The sequence below is a fragment of the Lysinibacillus sp. JNUCC 51 genome (assembly GCF_015999525.1).
In the GTDB taxonomy this organism is placed as follows: Bacteria; Bacillota; Bacilli; order Bacillales_A; family Planococcaceae; genus Lysinibacillus; species Lysinibacillus xylanilyticus.
The window spans coordinates 2,810,610-2,828,421 of the sequence record NZ_CP065545.1 but is presented as its reverse complement, the minus strand read 5'-3'; the positions used below and the strand labels follow the sequence as shown (position 1 = coordinate 2,828,421).

The following is a 17,812-nucleotide window of genomic DNA, read 5'->3' as shown; positions in this document are numbered from 1 at the left end:
ACTGAAAATACTACTTATATATTGACCATTTCGCAAGTATCCTACTATTTAATTTCAAAATAACCAAGTATTTAAAACAAAAAATTTGCAACCCTCTAACAGGAGAGTCGCAAATTTTCATTAATGTTCTAAAATGAAAAGTTTATAATTTAGTATCTTCTACTGAATTTAAGTAATCTTCTATATCACCAATTACCGATTCAACACAGCCATCCTCAAATGGTGAAATTAAGCCAGCTTCTTTTACAAGCTTCGTAAAGGACATAGAGCCACCTAGACCACATAAATGAATATAGTCCTTCCAAGCAGCTTCAAATTCTTCACGTGAACGTTTCCAGAATTGGAATGCACAAATTTGTGCTAATGTGTAATCAATGTAATAGAACGGACTTGCATAAATATGTCCTTGACGTTGCCATATACCACCTGCTTCTAGATAGCTGTTATGATCATAGTCACGGTGTGGTAAATATGTTTCCTCAATCTTTTTCCACGCAGCTTTACGTTCAGCTGGTGTCATATTCGGATTTTCATAGATTACATGCTGGAACTCATCAACTGCTACACCGTAAGGAAGGAATAATAAGCCACTACTTAAGTGTGTGAACTTATATTTTTCTGTGTCTTCCTTAAAGAATAACTCCATCCATGGCCATGTGAAAAATTCCATACTCATCGAATGAATTTCACAAGACTCATATGTTGGCCATAAATATTCTGGGATTCCAATGTTACGACTTGAATAGACTTGGAAAGCATGTCCAGCTTCATGTGTTAACACATCGATATCACCTGAAGTACCATTAAAGTTCGAGAAGATAAATGGTGAGTGGTAGTTTTCGATAAATGTACAATAACCGCCACTTTCTTTTCCTTTTTTCGCCACTAAGTCCATTAATTCATGATCAATCATAAAGTTAAAGAATTCACCAGTCTCAGGTGATAGCTCTTCATACATTTTTTTACCGTTCGCAACAATCCATTCCGGATCGCCTTTTGGTGTAGCATTTCCTGATACAAAGTTGAATGCTTCATCATAGAACTTAAAATCAGAAATACCAATACGCTTTGCCTGACGTTCATATAATTTTGTTGCAATAGGTACGATTAAATCACGAACTTGATCACGGAATTTCTTTACCATATCTGCATTATAATCAATGCGATTCATTCGAATATAACCTAGCTCAACATAGTTTTTATAGCCTAATTTAACAGCTATTTCATGGCGTACTTTGACAAGTTCATCATACAGTCGATCAAATTCATCTTCATGGTCAGCAAAAAAGCCAAAGCGTGCATCTGTTGCCGCCTTACGCGTTACACGATCAGTAGACTCTGCATATGGTCCAAGCTGAGCAAGCGTTAAAGTTTCACCATTAAAGTCAATTTGTGCAGAGGCAACAAGTTTATTGTATTCTGAAACGAGCTTGTTCTCCTTTTGCATTAAATCAATGACTGCTGGTGAAAAACCTTTAATTTGATAGGTTGCTAAATCAAATAATTGCTGACCCCATTTTCCTTCTAACTGCTCACGGAATGGTGAAACGATTAGCGCTTTATAATATTCTGTTGTTACCTCTTCCAACTCAGGTCCAACCTCGTCAAAATAATCGCGTTCTGCATGATAAAATTCATCATTTGTATCAATCGAAGCACGAATGTACACTAGGTTTGCCATCGTAGCGTAGTCATTGCTCAATTCATTTAATTTCTCAATTATTTCACTTTGCTCGTCCATCGTTTGAGCACTTTTAAATTGCTCAATTAAGGATAATTGTTGCTCTTTCATTGCCTCGATATTCGGACGGCTGTATTCATAGTCTTTAAACGTTTTCATTAAAGTCCCCTCTTTCTATCATATACCCCGTGATATTTCTATTATATGCCAAATCTATACTATTAAGAAACAATTTAATAGCCAATTATATAGGTTTTTAATAACGCAGCCCTTTCACGTAGCTTTAACTGTATTTCTACTGATTTTGGTGTTTTTGCCGCAACGACATCTACCTCAAAACCTAAAGACTCAGCTAAATATTTTGCACGCTTTAAATGAAAATCATTAGAGAGAATCGTGATTTTCTTTGTTCCTTTAGGCAAAAGTTCTTTAGAAAATAGTAAGTTCTCATAAGTTGAAGTAGATTGTTCTTCTACTAATATTCTGTTAGTATCTATACCTTTGTCCTGTAAGTATTTAAACATTACTGAAGCCTCTGTCTGATCTTCATCCGCCCCTTGCCCACCAGAAACAATTACTTTTACATGAGGATATTTGTTTAAATACTTTACAGCCTCCTCCAATCTATTTTTCAAAGAAAGCGATGGAGTTCCACCCGATTTTACCTTCGCTCCCAGGACAATTATGTATGTAGCTGTTCCATTTGCAGCCGGCTGAACGCCTTGTTTCATCTCCTCGCCTAGCCAAATAAAAACAACAATACAAATAGCAAGTAGTATAACCCCTAATCTCGTTACCCATTTTTTCACATTTTCTCCCCCTTTACCTTTTACTAACGTTTAGGCATAGAAAAAGGATGCTTGTACGAGAATTATTGTACAAACATCCTAATTGATTATCTTAATATAAAGCGCTTAATAGACTCCTGTAGTGCCGATATTTCATCTGTTAAATCACTGGAAGACTCACTAACAAGCTGAATGGCACGCTGTTGTTCATCAACAGATGCCGTTACTTCCTCTGATGCAGCAGCATTTTTCTCACTAATCATCGCAATACTTTCGATAGATTGCATAATGTTATCCTTTGAGTTATTCAAATATTCTACTCCCGCAGTCATTTCTCCAATGATAGTAATAATTTTCTCTACGGCCAATTCAATTTCCTTAAAGGATGACTCTGTTATGGCAACCGAATCATTTTGCTGATGAACAATGACGTTTGTTTTCTTCATCTCATCGTTCACTAAATTAGTTTCACTTTCGATTCCCTTTAAGGTTGTACGCACTTGCTCAGTTGCTACAGATGTTTGATCCGCTAGCTTCCGTACCTCTTCAGCAACAACCGCAAAGCCCTTGCCATGCTCACCAGCTCTAGCTGCCTCTATCGATGCATTCAATGCAAGTAGATTCGTTTGATCAGAAATCTCGGTAATGGTACCGACAATGCCTTCAATTTCCCTTACTTTCACGATTAAGCTATTAAATACAGCATAAACATTATTAATCAATTCTGAAGACTCGTGTGATTTCTCTTTTAAGCTGTTTAAATTTAAGAGCCCCTCTTGATTCGACAGCTTCATATGTCGAGATGCATCAAGCATTATTTCATTTTTGTCATGCAATACTTCAATCTGCTGAGCAAAATCAATGGCAGTTCTATTTGTATCCTCAGCTTCTGAAGCCTGCTTTACTGCACCGTCCGAAACCTCATTTATCGCCTTTACTATTTCATCTCCATAAGCATTTGTTTCCTCTGCCACAGATGTTAAATTTGAAGATGTCGATTGAATTTCTACAATTGCTTCCTCTACATCTGTAATTAATGTTTTCAGTTGATTAACCATTTCATTAAATCCTTCATTTAACTGACCAATCTCATCTGAGCGTTGTAGATTTTCAATTTCTACAGTTAAATTCCCTTTTGCTACCTCACGTACTCGTTTAGATAACTTTTGAACAGGTAAAGCTAAATGTCTCGAAACCATTATGACAACTACAGTACCTATAATAATGGCACCTAATAATGTAATACCAATAACGAGTAATAATGAATTAGCCCCTTTATTAAAGTCTTGCATATATGTACCCGATGCAATGATCCATCCCCAATTAGGATCCTTTGCAGAATAAATTATTTTATCAGCTAATACATCTTGACCCGGTAGCTCAAACTCATATTGTGTAAATCCTCCACCAGCAAGTGCTTTTTCGGTTACTTCCCGAATAAAGTAATTGCCGCTACTATCTTTACCGTCCCATAAGTTTTCCCCTTCTTTAGATGGATGGGCTATAAATGTCCCTTTATCATCTAAAACATATATATAACCATACTCCCCTAAGTCTCCAGGATAATTAATTGGCCTCTTTCCTTCACTATCCTTTGGTCCTAGAAGTGCCTCCCTCACTCGCTCCTGTGCAACTTCCAAAGGAATGTCGCCCCTTTTAACACTCTCATTCGCAAGCTCGATTAATTGCATAGTAGATTCAACACTATTTTTAATAACTTGTTCGCCAATATTATCCATACCTTTTTCTGCTTTGCTATAACTAACCAAACCTATTACTAGACTAGGTATAATTAATAATGCTAATGAAATAATAATAAGTTTCCCCTGTATCGAACGTAAAAACTTCATTCTTTAGCCCCCTTTTCCTCATCGATCACCATGACTATTAATCTATATTATGTTATGATTTTAAACTTTCTACAATGGGTAAAATGTAATTTAAGTATGAATTACTCGCCTTTTTACCCCGATATGCTCGATCACCATAACATAGATGGATAAGCTAGGGAGCTTTTCTGGGGCGACCGATGAGCTAGAAAAAAAGAAAAAACTATTTTTCTACAGCAATATGCCTTATAGAAAAATAGTTTTTTAATTTTATCGTATTTACCTAAGAAATGATCGTAATCCAAGCCACTAAAGCTATTAAAGTAGCGAAAAGAGTTGGGATTGTTAAAACAATACCTATTTTTAAATACTGCACCCAGCCAATTTTTATTCCTTTTTGCGCCAATATATGGAGCCATAACAATGTTGCAAGTGAGCCAATCGGAGTCATTTTAGGACCTAAATTAGTGCCGATGATATTTGCATATATAAACCCATCTTTAATAATGCCAGTTGCACTAGTTTCAGCAATAGCTAATGCATCAATCATTACAGTTGGTAGGTTATTCATAATAGCTGACAAAATCGCTGCTACAAACCCCATCGTTATCGTCGCTACCATTAACCCTTGCTGTATCGAGTGCTCTAATAGACTCGCTAGCAATCCTGTCATTCCTACATTTTTCAAGCCATATACAACCACATACATACCGATAGAAAAGAACACAATATTCCACGGTGCCCCTTTCACAACTCTCTTAGTATCTACAATATGGCTACGTCGTGCGAGCAGGAAAAATATAGCCGCTACACCACATAAAATAAATGACACAGGAATTTTGAAAAACTCACTCGTAAAGAAACCAACTAATAATATCGCTATAACATACCATGATAATAAAAATAATCTCTTATCACGAATTGCCAGCTTCGGATTATCAACTGCCTCAAGTGAATATTCTTTTGGAATTGAACGGCGAAAGACCATATAAAGTACAGCAATACTTGCCAGTAAAGAAACTAAATTCGGTACCAGCATATGTAAGAAATATTCCATAAATCCAATATCGAAATAATCTGCCGACACAATATTTGTTAAATTACTAATGACTAACGGTAATGATGTTGTGTCTGCTATGAAGCCACTTGCAATAATGAATGCAAAGACCATTTTATCGCTTAAATCTAATTTACGGACCATCGCTAGAACGATAGGGGTCAGTATTAAAGCTGCACCATCATTTGCAAATAATGCTGAAACAATAGCACCTAGACAGGAAAGATAAATGAATAACCGGCTACCACTTCCCTTTGCGATGCGTGCCATATGTAGGGCAGACCATTCAAAGAATCCAATTTCATCTAAAATAAGTGAAATAAAAATAATTCCTATAAACGATAACGTTGCATTCCAAACGATCCCTGTTACCTCAACAACATCTTGCCAAGTAACAACCCCAAGCGTTAACGCAATTGCAGCACCAATACAAGCAGACCAGCCTATCGATATTTTACGTGGCTGAACTATTACAAAAAATAAAGTTACTAAAAATATAACAATCGCTAAAAGAGCTTGCACTGTTTTCCTCCCTAAATCAATTATGCCTCGGCATAATTGTTGCTGTCGCTTCGCTTTCGCACAGATAAACAATGCGTCCGGATTCGGCTTTGTGCTTAGGCCTGCACGAGGGCCATCACGATGTCGGTCATTTCAGTAATGCCACAGGACGTGGCGTTTTTACCGATGATCAGTTAGCCTTCTCTAAGGCCTCCTTTCCGATTCCGTGACATCCAACTGACCGAAAGCGTAGCGACAGGTACAGATGTTCTGTACCCCCGCTGAAAGAAGTTAAAAACCAGTAGCTTAAGGCCACTGGTTTTAGCTTGTCGTTAAAAGAATAAATTGATGTATATCCATAACGCGAAAAATCAACGGCTCCTCATCATATCCAAAGAAAGCCTATTACCATAAAACTTTATGGCATCAGGAGTATCGTTTGTCTACAGACAAAACCAGTAGCTTAAATTTGCTACTGGTTTTGTATGTCTATATTATTCGCCTAAATCAGCATTATGGTAGACGTTTTGGACATCCTCTAAATCTTCTAATGCATCAATTAATTTTTCAAACTTCGCAACGTCATCACCAGTTAATGCTACTTCTGTTTGTGGTAGCATTGAAAGCTCTGCTACTGTAAATTCTTGAACACCAGCTGCTTTTAAAGCTTCTTGTGTAGCAAAGAATTGGTCTGGCTCTGCATAAATAATGACAGCCTCATCTTCTTCTAGAATATCACGAGCATCAATATCTGCTTCCATTAAAATTTCAAGAACTTCATCTGCAGATTTACCTTCTAAACCAATAACTGCTGTTGAATCGAACATGTAGGCAACAGATCCACTGACACCCATATTCCCATTATTTTTACCGAATGCTGCACGTACATCAGAAGCAGTACGATTAACATTATTTGTTAAAGCATCAACAATTAACATAGTACCAGCTGGTCCGAAACCTTCATAACGTAATTCGTCGAAGCTTTCGTCGCCGCCACCCTTCGCTTTATCAATTGCTTTTTCAATAATATGTTTAGGAACACTGTATGTTTTTGCTCGTTCAAGAACAACTTTAAGAGCACGGTTTGACTCAGGATCTGGCTCGCCTGATTTTGCTGCTACATAAATTTCACGTCCAAATTTTGCATTGATACGGCTTGTGCTTTGGTCTTTAGACGCTTTCTTTTCTTTAATATTGTTCCACTTACGACCCATAGTTTCCACTCTCTTTCAAATTATAAGTTTATAAAAATAATAGATGCGCAGTTGCACATCTGTAAATGGTAGGTAAATCAATTATGCCTCGGCATAATTGTATCCGAATTCGGCTTTGTGCTCGCACAAAGAACTCCCTTCCGATTCCGTGACATCCGCCGGAGGCTTTAACTCCTTTCAGCAAGTGTCTTTTGTACCGAAAGCGTAGCGACAGGTACAGGTGTTTGGACACCCGCTGAAAAGTTACCTAAATCAGCATTCATCACACCTCCTATAGAGGAGGGAGACTTCTGCTGGAAAAAGTTAAATACTTATCGTATCTTTACTCTGCAAATAATAACACAAATGATGCTTTCAAGGCTAGATATCCCAATGTTTAAGGTGAATTTATTAAGCATTAATTGTAAAAAAACATTCATTATCAAAAGTTATGGATGACATTTATTAAAACGTCTGTGCGAAAGCGAAGCGTCAGCGGCAAAGCTCCCAGTCGGAACCACGTTATGGTGATATTCAAAAAATTGTTTCACTTAGAGCCACTTTACAATTGGTTTTCTACTTTGATTTTTTCTAATAATGCATGACAGCCTTCTAAAGCTAAATCATAGGTTTCTTGAAAATCTCCTGTATAGTATGGATCAGGCACGTCTTTTCGATGGTCGGTTAAATCTAAAAAGCGGAAAATCTTTGGAGAATCAATATTGCCAAGCTTCGTTCGGATATTACGTATATTGCTGTCATCCATACCAATAATGTAATCAAAATTTTCAAAGTCAGCTTTTTGTAATTGTCGGCCCTTCATCCCTTTTGTTGAGATGCCATACTCCTTTAGCTTTTCTTGTGTTCCTCTGTGAGGAGGTTCACCAATATGCCAAGAGCTTGTTGCTGCCGAATCTACTTCAACTTTATGACTTAAATGCTCTTTCTCTACTAAATCACGCATGACCGCTTCAGCCATTGGTGACCGACATATATTCCCCAAACATACAAAAAGTACTCGAATCATTTCTATATCCTCCCACAATTAATTTTGCCATGGCGTAAATGTAGCTGTCGCTTTGCTTTTGCTACAAGAAATAATTGCCGAATAAAGATAAAGCACCCAAAATCAATGATTCTGAGTGCCTTCTTAGTTATCCAGCATATAACTGGCAGGAAGCTACTCCACTTCAAAAGGTTGTGAAGGTTTGTTTTCTTCACAGGAGGCCTCATCTGAATTTGTTTCACTTTATTTCTTTTCTGCTGCAATTCGCTTCTCTAATTCTTCAGTTAACGCTACTAATTCATGCTCAAGACGATGAGTAAATTCCTCGCGTCCTTCTTTACCTTTACCTGTTACATAAAATGGCTCTCCATAAATTAGATAACCCTTTCCACGCTTAAAAACATCGCCGGCATTACGCGCACCAACGTAAGCGGCTGGTACAATTTGAGCTTTAGAGAGCTGTGCTATAGTAATCGCACCTTGCTTTAAATCCGTACCCTCAGCATTACGTGTACCAGATGGGAAAATCCCGACGATTTTACCCTCTTTCAATAACTGTGAAGGTATTTTAATAACACTTGGTCCTGGATTGTCACGGTCTACCGGAAAGGCATTCAAACGCTCTATAAGCCAGCCAAGGCCTTTTATATCAAATAATTGCTTTTTAGCCATAAAGTGAATTTCTCGAGGAGTCATTGAAACCCCAAGGTTTAAAATATCAACATAGCCAGTATGTGTACATGCAATAATAAACCCACCTTCTTTCGGTAAGTTTTGCTCCTCATATACACGTGCCTTTGAGCCCGTTAATGTTAATATTACTTTTACAAGATTTGCTATAAATTTATACACTGTTTCATCCTACCTTATTCAATAGTTATACCCATTGTAATCGAAAAGACCAGTATATAGCAATTGCATATGAAATAACTAGATTCTTCCCACTAATACATCAACATCAATCGTAATTTCATTTAACTGGATATTGAACTCTTCTTTTTTATGCCAGCCCATCGGTGTCATTTCAAGCAGTGCTGGTACAAGCTCTATAGATAGCGGTACTGTATAAGTAATACGTTCTACACTAACATCAGCAAAGCTTTCTTTAAAACGAGCAACTATTTGTTCATTTGAATACGACTCTTTTGTAGAATCCGCATATAATTGTGCTCGAAGCTCGTGTAGGTACCCGCTTTGAGGTACAACCTTAACAACACAACCATTCTGAGTTAATAGACGTTTAAATTCTTCGTAATTGGCAGGAGATAAAATATTTAATATGGCATCAAAGCTTGATTTTGCAAATGGACTTTTCGCTAAATCACCAACACACCAAATTTGTTCTGGATAATGTCGGGATGCAGCAAGTATGCCTTCTTTCGCTATATCAATACCAACACCAATACAGTTTCCTCTTTTATCCTCCATAATACGGGCTAAATGTGAACCTTCACCACACCCTGTATCAAGTACGGTTTCTGCATTAGCAATTAGCTCTCCGATTTTATCTTCTACTAAATCATAGATGCCGCTATCAATAACTGCTTTTCTAGATTCAAAAAGATCTTTACTATACTTAGAAACCGCACCATGTGTCAGCATATTGACGTAGCCCTGCTTGGCAATATCAAAAGAATGATTTGAGGAACATACTAATCTACCCTGCTCAAATACACCCATTGACTCCTGACAAATTGGACAAGCAAAAAGTGTAATATTTTTATCCATTAAGGCTGCCCCTGCAGCTCTTTTAGAAAGTGCTCCCATTAATTCGCCTCCTTTTGTTCTGTAGGTGAAACAAGTGCAAAACGCTCCCACTTACGACTTTTCCATCTAAAGTATACGATAATAGCTCGCATCCATTCATCTGCCGAAATCGCGAGCCAAATACCTACTAGCCCCCAATCTAAAACAAAGACAAACAAGTAACCTAGTGGAAGGCTCATACATACCATTGATAAGAAACCGATTTTTACTGGGAATCTTGCATCCCCTGAGGCACGCAATGAGTTAATAACTACAATATTCATCGTACGCCCTGTTTCAAGCAGAATACTTAATGCTAGGACAGACGCTCCGATTGCTATGACCTCTTGATTATCAGTAAAAATGTGCATAAGTTGCTTACGAAATATCGTCACAACTGCAACCATAGTTATCGTAAAGGCAAAAGCTGCGCGTACACTTAACCAAAGCTGATGATAAGCTTGATCTTTTTTACCAGCACCGACATTTCGCCCAATAATTATAGCTGTGCCCGTCCCGATTGCAATCGCAAATAAATACGTAAACATCGAAATATTCATAGCATACTGTCTTGCAGCAAGTGTCTCTGAGCCTAAATACGTTGCATAATAAAGGAAGACAATCTGACAGAACTGATAAAGTACCTGCTCAAATGCTGAAGGTAAACCTATATTTAATATTTTTCGAATATATTCCTTTGAATAATCGAAATAATATTCTAGCTTCACTCTTACTTCCATGACTTGATACAACAGCCAGAAAAACACGAGAACTGCTAATCCCCGACTTACAACTGAGGAAATAGCCGCTCCTTTTACACCTAACTCCGGTAATCCTAAGTTACCAAAAATTAAACCGTAGTTTAATACAACGTGTAGCACATTCATACCTAGTGATACATACATCGTTTGCTTTGTCCATCCATGTACACGGATAATCGCTGCTAATGCATTTATAATTGCCTGTAAAAAAATAAAACTTCCTATGATTATTAAATAGCTTTGAGCATATTTAAGCACTTCTCCCTGCAAGTTCATCATGGTCATTAAATGACTCGAAAAGAAGAAAAATAAGACACTCATCATTAGTCCAACGACCAAATTCATCGTTACTGCTAAAGCGGAAATCTTCGCAGCTTCGAAAAAGCGCCTTGAACCTAAATATTGAGATACAACAATGGAAGCACCATTACCAACTACTTCAAGTATTAAAATTGCAATATGGATATACTGGTTGGCTGCACCAACCCCTGATACTGCATTATCTGATAAAGCACTAAGCATAAAAGTATCGGCTAGTCCCATTAACATAAATAAAAATACTTCTAAAAATATCGGCCAAGTTAAATGGAACAAACTTAACTTATTTGTCTCTTTTATATCACTTTCTTTTAATGTGTCTGACAATTTTCACTTCTCCTATACGCTTCGCTTTCGATACAGATAAATTACTGCTCGTTACCGCGGGATAAAAATATATAGTATCTTATCATAGATTTTTAGGGTGTAAAGAGTTTTTATAATGAAACATTGCAAAGCTAGTATAATACATAAAAAATGAGGCTGGGACAAAACCCACCTCTTAACTAAAAAGCCGGTGAAATTTTACGATTAGTAAAATTTCACCGGCTTTAAATTTTTTTCATAAAAAATAAGGACCACTTCTGATAAAATTAAGTCACCACAACAAAATTATACAGAAAGAAGGATCCTTATGTTTAAAGATTATAACATGAATCAATTAGTTTTGCCTTTAGATTTAGAAGTGAAGTTACAAAAGAATGATATTGCCTTCCATGTCCACCATTTAGTCGAAAGTATCCCGCCCGAAGCGTTTGAACCATTCCTTCGAAATGAGGGCTGTCCTGCCTACCATCCACGCATGATGCTTAAAATTATCTTATGTGCCTACACGCAATCTGTCTTCTCAGGGCGCAAAATTGAAGCGCTTTTAAAAGATAGTCTTCGGATGATGTGGTTAGCTCAAGGGCATGAACCAACCTACCGCACAATCAACCGATTCCGTGTCCAACCAGAGGTAAAAGAGTTGATTCGTCAATGCTTCGTTCAATTCCGCTGCCAGCTGGTACAGGGAGAATTAATTGACCAGGAAGCTATTTTTATTGATGGAACAAAGATTGAAGCGAATGCGAACAAATTTACATTCGTGTGGAAAAAGTCGGTTGAGAAATTTCATAACGGACTAATTGAAAAGTCAAACCAGCTATACGATGAGCTGCTTGAAAAAGAAATCATGCCAGAAATTGAACGGGAAAATGAAAAGGAATTAGCATTGGAAGACCTCGCTCAAATGGTTGAAAAAGTAGATGAAGTGATTTCTGAATATGATCGAAAAATTGAAGAGTCATCGGATGTAGCAGAGCGAAAGGCTTTAAGAACGGAACGGAAATTCCCAAAGCAAGCTCGCAAACAATTGATTGACTATATTGAACGCAAACTAAAATATCAAAGAGACTTCGAAATCTTTGACGAACGAAATAGTTATTCGAAAACAGATCCGGATGCGACATTTATGCGTATGAAAGATGACTATATGAAAAATGGTCAATTGAAGGCAGGTTATAACATACAAGTGGCAACAGAAGGTCAGTATGCGCTTGCCTACAGCATTTTTCCGAATCCAACGGATACACGTACATTAATCCCATTTTTAGATGAAATCGAACAACATTATTTTAAGTTACCAAAACACATCGTCGCAGATGCTGGATATGGCAGTGAACAAAATTATGATGATATCCTTTCGAACCGTAAGCGAGAAGCCTTAATCACGTATAACATGTATGTAAAAGAACAGAAGAAAAAGCATAAGCAAAACGAATTCAATACAGAGAACTGGGATTATGATAAAGAACATGATCGATACACTTGCCCAAACCAACAACAGCTTGTATTTAAATATCGTTCCACTAAAACGGATAAGTATGATTTCACGCGTGAATTTAAGATATACGAATGTGAGGACTGTTCCGGATGCCCCCTACGTTCGTTATGTACGAAAGCAAAAGAGGGAAATAATCGTAAGTTAATCGTGAATGAGAAGTGGGAGCAACAAAAAGAATATGTAAGAGTAAAGCTTTCAGAAGAAAAAATGAGTACCATTTATCGTCAACGCAAAATTGACGTGGAACCAGTTTTTGGATTCTTGAAGGCTAATTTGCGTTTCACTCGATTTTCTGTGAGAGGAAAATCGAAGGTTGAAAACGAGATGGGCCTCGCATTAATGGCCGTGAATTTAAGAAAATTCACAGCCATTAGCTAATAGCTATATGAAGACAACATAAAAAATAGAGAAATCCGAATTTGAATGAATTCAAATTCGGATTTCTCACTAATGAAGCTAGTTATGTCCCAGCCTCTTTCTTACGATTAGTCAACCTTATTTAAAGAATAATTTATATTTTTATGAGTGTGAAGTGGTGAGGGATATCCCTCACCACTTCACACTCATTTTTAGATACGCCAAAAAGACCTGACGATTTTTATTTTTTTCGAAAGGTCATTATGATATAGTTCTATGTAGGTGATTACGATTTTTGAGCTGGTAGTGCGGACTCATAATCGTAAAGAATGCCATGCGTCAGTAACTGAAATGTCACTTTCAGAAACTTATTGATACAGGCGATGATCGCAACCTTATGAGGCTTCTTCTGAGGTTGCTTTTTTAATTTGTAGTAATAGTCCACAAAATGATTCGGTTTTCCTTTAGCCATAAGCATGGCGCACACCATAAAATATAAAATCTTCCGTAAATGTTTGTTTCCTCGTTTATTAATCCTGTCTCGATATTGCGTATTCCCAGACTGGTACCGCATAATATCAATGCCTGCGTAAGCATTCAGTTGTTTCGCATTTTGAAAGCGGCGGATGTCACCAATCTCTCCAATTAATCGGCACGCCGTTGAATCGCCAATCCCAGGAATCGAACGAAATACTAGATATTCTTTTCTTCCTTCCGACAATTCCACCATCTGTTTCACAAGCGCATCTTTCTTCTCTAGTAAATCCGCAATGCGAGCTGCGTAATCTCGTGCTTGATCACAACGAATATCTGTGGGTTTAATCGCTGGGTAACTATTTTCAGCTGCTTCTAATAATGTAATAGCTTTAGCCTCCGCACGCATTAGCGATAGTTTTTTTCGCGTATTGCCCTTTAAACGATTTTTAATAATCGTTTTTGAATGGGCCTGTAAAAGTGTTGGGTGCGGATATAGTTGTACAATATTTAAAAATAGTGCTGAACTCGGTGTAACCAGTTTTTCTAATTCTGGAAAACTCAACTGTAAAATGGCATGCATTCTACTTTTGAGTAAAATGATTTCTTCGTCAATTTCATCGTAATAACGAGTCAGTGCACGCATCTGTTCATAATAATCGTCTTGTATGTACGTTGTTTTGCGTTCCATTTTGAAATGTGTCTTCGCGAGTTCATGGGCATCACTGATATCGGTTTTATTGCGACGCATCGTTGCCATCTGTAAATTCGCTTCAAGTGGATTCATGCGGCAGTATGCATAGCCGTACTCTTTGAAAAACGCTTCGATAGATTTTGAATAGATGCCTGTTGCTTCAAATACGATATCTGGCGCTTGTCCATCTTGCTTTGTCATCTCTTCCATTCGTTCGTGTAATCGCTCGAAATCACCCCGTGTATGATGTAGCACACCTTCAAACTCACATTGGCGGTGACCATCATAAATCGCAACGGTACTTTTTCCTTTACTGACATCTAACGCAATGACATGTTTCATCTCATTCTTCTCCTTTTGACCAATCATAGAAGCCTTCACAGTACCTTATCGATTCCACTTTCTTATACACGATCTCTTGGATCCAACATACTAAACTGATTCATATAAGGGCATGAAGTTAGCCGGTTTTATATACGGACTCACAAATGGTCCCAGAGGCTGGTCGGCTTTTCTTCACTTCTACTATAAAAAAATAGTAGCACAAACCATGGCCTTGGTTTGTACTACTAATGTTAGTATGTTTCTTATCATATTAAACAATGGTCCTGCAATTCCTTACGTCTTTCTGCTGTTAAGCCAAACTCTTGCTCTAAAAAAGCGGTCTTAGAGCCATATCGGTTATCCATCGCATCAAATGCTGCTTGTAAATAGTCCTCACGGGCAGACATTAAGGCGTAAAATTGCTGTAATTCTCGATCGCTATAATCTTGCTGAATTGTCTGAGCCATTCGTTCTACTAAGGGACGTAGATGTACATTTGTATCTAAATAGTCCTCCATTATCGTTTCCTCAGGTACATCTAAAGCAAGTAAAATAAGTGCACTGCCAATACCTGTTCGATCTTTCCCTACCGCACAATGATGAACAAGCCCTAAATTTTCAGGATGTTGAATCGTTGCCATTAACTTTTTAAACGAGCCATTATTAAAAGGCATTTGTGCATAAAAGTCTCGGAACATCTCTGGGCTTACAACCTTATAAAAATCTTTTCCACCAGTGTTTGTAGGCATCTCAAAAGCATGATTCCCCTTTGCCGGTATTTGAATATACTTGGCATACGGAAATACCGGATTAGGATTATTTTGAGCCTCGTGGTTGTCTCGATAATCAAAAATTGTTTTCACACCTAGCGTTTCAAATAGCTCCTTATCCGCTTTCGTCATTTTACCAAGTGCTGCTGAACGATAAATCAAACCATGCTTAACAGCACGCCCATCTCTCGACTTGTATCCACCCATATCACGAAAATTATGAACTGCTTCAAACGGAACAATCTTTATATCAAACTGTTTCACTCACTGCACCTCTCTCTATTAGCAAGCATTCTTATCTCTATTTTATAGAACAATTCGATATAATACCAATTTTCGCACTAGGAAATGTCATACAGTACTTAGAGCAATCAGGCGATTTATTTGAGCGCTTCTTTATCGAAGCGGAGTAGTTATCCACCTTATCCAATCAAATATGCCTCGGCATATTTGCGTCCAGAGTCGGCTTTGCATTTTCATAAAGAAGTTAAAAAGCTGCCCATAAAGGACAGCTTCAAAATACTTTTTTTCAATATAGACTATTTAAATAACTCAGGGTATGCTGCTTTTGCTATTAACTCAACAGCTTCGCCAATACGTGGACCAGGACGGTTTGAAATATCAGTATCAATATAGTAAACTTCTTTATCTTTAATAGCAGTCATTGAATTCCATCCATCACGAGAAAGGATTTCTGCCGCCGGGTCTTTCATATAGTCTACTGTTGTTAAAATGACATCTGGGTTTTTCGCAATGACATCTTCCTCCGATACCTTCGCCCAGCTTTGGAGGTCAGCAAAAACATTGTTCACATTTGCAGCATTTAAAATCTCTTGCTGGAATGTACCAGAACCAGCTGTATAAATGTCTGGCTTTGGACTAATTTCTAAATAGATATTTTTTGGTTCTTTCACATCTTTAACTTTCGCTTGGACATCTGCAATTTTACCTTTAATATCTTCATTTAACTTGTCGCCCTTATCTTTGATTCCCATAACCGTTGCGATTTGTTGGATATCCCCGTAAACATCATCAAATGATTTAGCTGATTGAATAGCAAACACTTTAATACCAGAATCTTCGAGACCTTTTAATGCATTTAAATTTTCATCATCTTTGACACCAGTTGTATAGGCAATAACGACATCTGGCTTTAACGCTAAAATACGCTCACTGTTGAATTTTGTAGAATCAGAAACACGCTCAATTTTTTGCGCTTCTTCTGGATACGAATCATACTTAGTTGCACCAACGATTTTATCACCAACACCTAGAGAAAATAAAATTTCTGTATTACTCGGTTGTAATGAAACAATAGTTTTAGGTACAGCAGCAAACTCTACTTCTACACCACGGTCATCCTTAACTTTATAGCTAGTTTTCTCAACTTGTTGATCTTCCTTAGAAACAGTCTCTTTATTTGTATCCTCTTTCGTGCCACAGCCAACTAATACGAGTGCCAGCATCAACACAGAAAGCCATTGTAGTTTGAACATTTTCTTCATTTCATTGATTCTCCTTTTTCTTCTTCATCGGGTACGACTTACTAATAAACGGTATTTCAGCAATACCAGCATACTGATTCATATAGACAGCCATTACAAAAAATACATTGGCTAGCAATCCTAAATAATCAAAGAGAATAGCTGGTACTTCGCGTTCTTCAGATACTTTGTGCAAAACACGGTATGATTTTTTCGCCTCACTACGACATAAATGCAATGCAGAAGCTGCCTCTGTTCCTTGAGGTAATACAAAGTTTTGTATTTCCTCTTTAACATGACTAACATAGAAATCATAGCGATCACTAAGCCAAGTCAAATCATCTTCGGTTACAGCTAATTTGCCTCGGACTGAGCCATTTACATGGTAAGCCATTGGTAAAATGGCTAGTAAATCATCTGCTACTACCTCTACCGTCTCCTTTTTTACCGCCGCCAAAGCGACCCCAATATGTGTTGTAAGGCTATCCGTTCGAATTTCAAAATCAACTGTTGATGCCTTTTCACGCATAAATGGATAACAAGAATAACGCGCATCTTTTTTCAAATCTAAGTCCCCGCTTTCCTTCGTGAAAAATTCTTACTTCATTCACACCCTTCCTAGGATTTCTTCAGGTAAATTATAAGTGTACATAAAAAAACGCTGTTCCCACTCATAAGGAAACAACGAAAATAACATAAATAGTGTCGTAGCAGACACGATATAGCCTATGTAATTGCCGCATATTCTCCTAGCTTCCGAAGAGTTATCATACGTTCAAACAAAGGTCGGTCTCCTGGCTTGTACAGTTCACAACATTCAATCACATTGTGAGTCATAAAAAACCTGCCCATCAGACAATTCGACAGTGGTATATCTTTATGAGTCCTGTACTTACAGTTGCGGAAACAGCTTCGGTTTTTCACCGAATTCCCGATTATGCTATAGTTCAGCACCCTTATTCTGCAAGAATTATTCACTTGTTAAGCAGTTTAACATAGATTAA

Annotated in this window: 13 protein-coding genes, 1 pseudogene and 1 riboswitch; of the genes and pseudogenes, 1 reads left to right on the top strand and 13 read right to left on the bottom strand. The window is 37.5% G+C overall.

Annotated features, from left to right (window positions below):
- Positions 1–142: 142 nt before the first annotated feature.
- The 9 genes from JNUCC51_RS13700 to JNUCC51_RS13660 form a co-directional block, all read right to left on the bottom strand.
- Entirely contained in the window at positions 143–1,840 is a 1,698-nt protein-coding gene (locus tag JNUCC51_RS13700) for a M3 family oligoendopeptidase (RefSeq protein WP_337988530.1), read from the bottom strand.
- A 74-nt stretch (positions 1,841–1,914) separates the two neighbouring features.
- Positions 1,915–2,490 (bottom strand): YdcF family protein, encoded by a 576-nt coding sequence (locus JNUCC51_RS13695; RefSeq protein WP_337988529.1) that lies wholly within the window; start codon positions 2,488–2,490, stop codon positions 1,915–1,917.
- A gap of 86 nt (positions 2,491–2,576) precedes the next feature.
- On the bottom strand, positions 2,577–4,319 hold the full coding sequence (locus tag JNUCC51_RS13690; protein WP_337988528.1) for a methyl-accepting chemotaxis protein: 1,743 nt from the start codon (positions 4,317–4,319) through the stop codon (positions 2,577–2,579).
- 262 nt (positions 4,320–4,581) lie between these two features.
- On the bottom strand, positions 4,582–5,877 hold the full coding sequence (locus JNUCC51_RS13685; protein WP_337988527.1) for an arsenic transporter: 1,296 nt from the start codon (positions 5,875–5,877) through the stop codon (positions 4,582–4,584).
- A 473-nt stretch (positions 5,878–6,350) separates the two neighbouring features.
- Positions 6,351–7,070, bottom strand: coding sequence for a YebC/PmpR family DNA-binding transcriptional regulator (locus JNUCC51_RS13680; protein WP_337988526.1), 720 nt, complete (start codon positions 7,068–7,070; stop codon positions 6,351–6,353).
- A 541-nt stretch (positions 7,071–7,611) separates the two neighbouring features.
- Positions 7,612–8,076 carry a low molecular weight protein-tyrosine-phosphatase gene (locus JNUCC51_RS13675; RefSeq protein ID WP_337988525.1) on the bottom strand — a complete coding sequence of 155 codons (465 nt, stop codon included), beginning with the start codon at positions 8,074–8,076 and terminating at the stop codon, positions 7,612–7,614.
- Positions 8,077–8,298: 222 nt separating this feature from the next.
- Positions 8,299–8,907: a lysophospholipid acyltransferase family protein gene (locus JNUCC51_RS13670; RefSeq protein ID WP_337988524.1), complete on the bottom strand. Its 609-nt coding sequence runs from the start codon at positions 8,905–8,907 to the stop codon at positions 8,299–8,301.
- Between the two features lie 78 nt (positions 8,908–8,985).
- Positions 8,986–9,822: a putative RNA methyltransferase gene (locus JNUCC51_RS13665; RefSeq protein ID WP_337988523.1), complete on the bottom strand. Its 837-nt coding sequence runs from the start codon at positions 9,820–9,822 to the stop codon at positions 8,986–8,988.
- Positions 9,822–11,207: an MATE family efflux transporter gene (locus JNUCC51_RS13660; RefSeq protein ID WP_337988522.1), complete on the bottom strand. Its 1,386-nt coding sequence runs from the start codon at positions 11,205–11,207 to the stop codon at positions 9,822–9,824. Before JNUCC51_RS13660 ends, JNUCC51_RS13665 begins: the two co-directional genes overlap by 1 nt.
- Before the next feature lie 307 nt (positions 11,208–11,514).
- Between JNUCC51_RS13660 and JNUCC51_RS13655 the strand changes: the two are divergent.
- Positions 11,515–13,074: pseudogene (locus JNUCC51_RS13655) on the top strand (IS1182 family transposase); the annotation flags it as partial.
- A 274-nt stretch (positions 13,075–13,348) separates the two neighbouring features.
- Here JNUCC51_RS13655 and JNUCC51_RS13650 read toward each other — a convergent pair.
- The 4 genes from JNUCC51_RS13650 to JNUCC51_RS13635 form a co-directional block, all read right to left on the bottom strand.
- A complete protein-coding gene (locus JNUCC51_RS13650) occupies positions 13,349–14,572 on the bottom strand; it encodes an IS110 family RNA-guided transposase (RefSeq protein ID WP_337988445.1) in 1,224 nt (407 codons plus the stop codon).
- A gap of 248 nt (positions 14,573–14,820) precedes the next feature.
- Complete coding sequence (locus tag JNUCC51_RS13645) at positions 14,821–15,588, bottom strand: tyrosine-protein phosphatase (protein ID WP_337988520.1); 768 nt, start codon at positions 15,586–15,588, stop codon at positions 14,821–14,823.
- A gap of 275 nt (positions 15,589–15,863) precedes the next feature.
- Positions 15,864–16,829: an ABC transporter substrate-binding protein gene (locus JNUCC51_RS13640; protein ID WP_337988519.1), complete on the bottom strand. Its 966-nt coding sequence runs from the start codon at positions 16,827–16,829 to the stop codon at positions 15,864–15,866.
- Between the two features lies 1 nt (position 16,830).
- Positions 16,831–17,373 carry an ATP:cob(I)alamin adenosyltransferase gene (locus JNUCC51_RS13635; protein WP_337988518.1) on the bottom strand — a complete coding sequence of 181 codons (543 nt, stop codon included), beginning with the start codon at positions 17,371–17,373 and terminating at the stop codon, positions 16,831–16,833.
- A gap of 202 nt (positions 17,374–17,575) precedes the next feature.
- Positions 17,576–17,782: riboswitch (cobalamin riboswitch) on the bottom strand.
- Positions 17,783–17,812: the final 30 nt, after the last annotated feature.

What these genes read in the sequence shown, in the direction of transcription:
- JNUCC51_RS13640 (WP_337988519.1), bottom strand. Translation starts at nt 16,829, where the DNA reads ATGAAGAAAATGTTCAAACTACAATGGCTTTCTGTGTTGATGCTGGCA.
- JNUCC51_RS13650 (WP_337988445.1), bottom strand. Translation starts at nt 14,572, where the DNA reads ATGAAACATGTCATTGCGTTAGATGTCAGTAAAGGAAAAAGTACCGTT.
- JNUCC51_RS13665 (WP_337988523.1), bottom strand. Translation starts at nt 9,822, where the DNA reads ATGGGAGCACTTTCTAAAAGAGCTGCAGGGGCAGCCTTAATGGATAAA.
- JNUCC51_RS13680 (WP_337988526.1), bottom strand. Translation starts at nt 7,070, where the DNA reads ATGGGTCGTAAGTGGAACAATATTAAAGAAAAGAAAGCGTCTAAAGAC.
- JNUCC51_RS13690 (WP_337988528.1), bottom strand. Translation starts at nt 4,319, where the DNA reads ATGAAGTTTTTACGTTCGATACAGGGGAAACTTATTATTATTTCATTA.
- JNUCC51_RS13675 (WP_337988525.1), bottom strand. Translation starts at nt 8,076, where the DNA reads ATGATTCGAGTACTTTTTGTATGTTTGGGGAATATATGTCGGTCACCA.
- JNUCC51_RS13700 (WP_337988530.1), bottom strand. Translation starts at nt 1,840, where the DNA reads ATGAAAACGTTTAAAGACTATGAATACAGCCGTCCGAATATCGAGGCA.